This is a genomic window from Halomonas sp. A11-A (genome assembly GCF_003182195.1).
Lineage (GTDB): Bacteria > Pseudomonadota > Gammaproteobacteria > Pseudomonadales > Halomonadaceae > Halomonas > Halomonas alkalicola.
The window spans coordinates 1-3,572 of sequence record NZ_QGTM01000051.1 but is presented as its reverse complement, the minus strand read 5'-3'; the positions used below and the strand labels follow the sequence as shown (position 1 = coordinate 3,572).

The window sequence follows — 3,572 nt, the reverse complement described above, 5'->3', positions numbered from 1 at the left end:
GCAACACGCTATGAGCGACTGGCGAGAAACTACCAGTCGCTACTCAACCTTGTATCCGCCGTCATATGGCTGGCCTAATTGTTAACGCTCCCTAGATATTCCTGTTTGATTGCGGGAAGCCGATTGCCAACCGGCACTGCGCAAGGTTGTAGGTGGGCTTCATAGCCGCGGCGGCAGCCCAAACCGTTTAGCGTACGAATAGTGGTTTTGTCGCACACGGCAACGGATGGGGGAGTAAACTTGGAGACATCAGAGGCATTATTGCTGCTCGAGGCCTTGGGCATCGGACTTCTGATCGGGATCGAGCGCGAGCGGAATACAGGCGTGACCGGGGGGCTTGTCCCGGCAGGCGTGCGCACCTTTGCGCTCGCCTCACTGACCGGCGCGCTGAGTCAGATTGCCGGTGGATGGCCAATGCTCGCCGTCGCCGTCGCCGTCATCGGCGGCCTTCGCATGGCGACGCACCTGTCCCAACCGGATCGCCAAGCGGGCCTGACCACCAGCCTTGCCCTGTTGATCGTGGTCGTGCTGGGTGCGCTGTCAATCGAGCACACGTTCCTTGCGGCGGCATCGGGCGTCCTGGTTGCGGCGCTCTTGGCTGCGCGCACGGTGCTGCGCGACTTCAGCCGCTCGGTGCTAAACGATTTCGAGATCCGCGACGGTCTCATCCTCGGCGTCTCGGCGCTCCTGATCCTGCCGATCCTGCCCAACGAAGCATTGGGTCCGGGCGGGGCGATCAATCCACAGAAACTGTTCGTGATCGTCATTCTTGTCATGGCGATCGGCGCTGTCGGCCACATCTGCACACGGGTCTTCGGTTCACGGCTGGGTCTGCCATTAAGCGGTTTCCTCTCCGGGTTCGTGTCGAGCACCGCCACCGTGGTGGCTATGTTGAAGAAGGTGCAGGATCGGCCGCTCGAGGCCTATCCCGCCGCTGCGGGTGTTACGTTCTCCTCAGTTTCGTCGCTCGCGCAGACCGGTATCGTACTGCTGTTTCTCAGCCCTTCGATGTTCACACTTGCAGCCCCGATCCTGATCATCCCTTCGCTAGTGGCATTGCTCTACGGGACCGTGCTTGCACGCATCGGATCGCGCGGCGGCGGAGCAGAGCCCGATGGGCTCGAACTTCCCAGTCGGATATTCAGCGTCCGGGGCGCCGTGAGCTTTGCGGCTATGGTGGCAACAGTCATTGTCGTCACCGCTGTCCTGAACGAGTATTTCGGAAGCGAGGCCATCTTGGTGTCGGCGGCACTCGCTGGGCTGGTGAGCACGGGATCCGCTGCGGTTGCGTTGGCCTCGCTGGTTGTGGCCGGACAGCTGCCCGCATCCGAGGCGGTCGTGCCGCTGGCAGCAGCGATCAGCGTGAATGCCGGGGTACGGATCGTCCTGGCCTTGCGGGGAGGAGCGGCGGCGTTCGGCTGGTCTGTTGCCGGCGGCCTGATGCTGACGGCCGCTGCTGTCTGGGCGGGGTGGTGGTTTGCAGCAGCCATCAGCATAATGGTCGCGCCCTGAGCCTCATGCCGCGGCGCAAACGCGTAAATCGCTACACATCAGGAATGGGATGGTCCAAAAACAACTTCGCGGCGAAGATGTCGGCTCTGAGGCTCTGAGATAGCCGAGCTGTTGGTCTTTGATTGACCCCAAGCGAAGCAGTATGCCGTTCTGTTTTTTGCGGAGAAGGTTGTCTTTCAGGCCCGTCCCCTCCGCCACTTTCCCCCGCGAAAGCGTTCTCCCGATCCGGCTGTGGCCAGATTTTTCCGTTGTTTTCGAGGGTTATGCGTATGGGGCTGTTCAGCGGCGTCGGTGCCAGGAGGTCCGGTAGAGGTCTCTCATGGCCGATATTCTCCGGACCTCATGACTGCGCGGATTTGGTGAATTTGTTGCAAATATCTGGATTTGCGAGACTTTTTCTACGTCGCAGCTGGGCACATCGACACCAGTGGCGTTCGCTGAAATGGAACAGAACTCGAACTTTTGCTACAGCCAGCCGGCACGGTCGTCTCACGCATCAACTTCCGCGATGCGGACCGTACCGCCTTCAGACCTTCGACGGCGTCCACCCCATCGCTTACGGCTCATCGCTGCTCTGCGTCGCCTCACTGTGATGACGGCAGCCTGCGAACAAGGCACTCGTCATTCGCCCATGGACTGTGCGTCGGCCTGCAGCGTTGTCCCCTTCAACCACCCACGCCACAACGAGCAGCCCAATCGGCACTGCCCTCTACAAGATGTTGCTCATGAGGGTGTCGTTGTGCCATGTTGACCGTGACCCGATCTTGAATTCATACGGAGCAACGCAGCAACAGAGTCTTCGTTCATCTTAGACACTCATTAACGTCGATTGGCGCAAATTCGGCAGCAGCGTGGAGCGACGCCCCCGAAACCATGACACAAACTCCTCGTAGTGATGCCAACCAGAATATAGAAAAACAAGAGCAGGGAGAACGTCCGTACATGTCATTCCGTTATATCGGATCAAAGGCCCGTGTCGTCGACACCATCATCGACCGGATCGGGTCGCCGGATAGCGGGATGTTCATTGATGCATTTTCGGGGACTGGTGCGGTTGCGGAAGCTGCTTCCAGAGCCGGTTGGAAAGTACATGTAAACGATCATCTGAGTTCGTCGGCCATCATGTCATTCGCGAGGCTGGTCTCCAAAGCCGACGTTCTGTTTTCCGGGCTCGGGGGGTATGCCAGTGCCGTCGATGTGCTGAATTCGCTCAAGCCACAGCGCGGCTTCATCTGGCGTGAATACAGCCACAACATTGTTCTGTGTCCCGCATGTATTTCACGGAAGGCAATGCCCAGAAGATCGGTGCAATCCGCAGCCAGATCCGCGAATGGCGCTCTCGTGAAGACATAAACCAGAGTGAAGAACGTGTTCTGATCGCAGACCTAGGTCATGTTGACAAATGGCGGAGCCAGAGGCGGATCGACGTGATGTCGATGAAGCCCAGGAAGCTTTCGGCGGTCTTGTCGTAGCGGGTGGCGACGCGACGGGCATTCTTGAGCTTGTTGAAGCGTAACCGGTCATTCCAAGGCGTGCCGGTTTCCGCTTGCCTTATACGTCGCGTAGTGGCTGGATCAGGGCCACCGCGACCTTCCACTGCCGGTTATCTTCCGACTGCACGACGACCGTCTTGCGGTTGATCTTGATGACCCGGCCGAACACCTGACCCTCGCGGCTCTCGAAGGAAACGGCCTGCCCCAGGGTCAGGCGGCTCAACACCGCCATCTCCTGTCGGGCCTGGAGGTCGTCGATACGGCGGCAGATGAGGTCGTTGAGCGCCAGGAGCTGGTCGAGGCTCATGTCGTCGATACGCATGGGGAACCGGATCTCGTGCATCGGGAAAGGCGCCACCTTGCCCGATGCGCCGGCGGGTGTCGATTCAGCGCTCGATGTCGGAGCGCAGCGGCGCGTCGGCGAACAGGGTCTTCCAGCGACGCGGTGTCAGCTCGTCGACCCGTGAGGCGAGATGAAGCGCCACGCGCTGGAGGACATCGACCAGATAGGTGTAGGGGTCGACGCCCTGCAGCCGGCAGGTGGTCAGCAGGCTCTGCACGATGCCG

The 3,572-nt window shown here is 60.1% G+C and carries 4 protein-coding genes and 1 pseudogene; 2 read left to right on the top strand and 3 right to left on the bottom strand.

Annotated elements, in window-relative coordinates:
* Positions 1-240 precede the first annotated feature (240 nt).
* The gene (locus DER72_RS15900; protein ID WP_219983331.1) at positions 241-1,512 is read left to right on the top strand and encodes a DUF4010 domain-containing protein; all 1,272 of its coding nucleotides are present in this window, start codon (positions 241-243) and stop codon (positions 1,510-1,512) included.
* Between the two features lie 942 nt (positions 1,513-2,454).
* On the top strand, positions 2,455-2,865 hold the full coding sequence (locus DER72_RS15895) for a DNA adenine methylase (protein WP_169958919.1): 411 nt from the start codon (positions 2,455-2,457) through the stop codon (positions 2,863-2,865).
* A gap of 37 nt (positions 2,866-2,902) precedes the next feature.
* Here the strand turns inward: DER72_RS15895 and DER72_RS15890 are convergent.
* From DER72_RS15890 to DER72_RS15880, 3 genes and pseudogenes are all read right to left on the bottom strand, one after another.
* Positions 2,903-3,022 (bottom strand): annotated as a pseudogene (locus DER72_RS15890) (IS5/IS1182 family transposase); the annotation flags it as partial.
* 41 nt (positions 3,023-3,063) lie between these two features.
* Positions 3,064-3,348 carry a transposase gene (locus DER72_RS15885; RefSeq protein ID WP_249322273.1) on the bottom strand — a complete coding sequence of 95 codons (285 nt, stop codon included), beginning with the start codon at positions 3,346-3,348 and terminating at the stop codon, positions 3,064-3,066.
* Between the two features lie 43 nt (positions 3,349-3,391).
* On the bottom strand, positions 3,392-3,572 hold a 181-nt coding region (locus DER72_RS15880; RefSeq protein ID WP_146209084.1), incomplete at its 5' end, for a transposase domain-containing protein.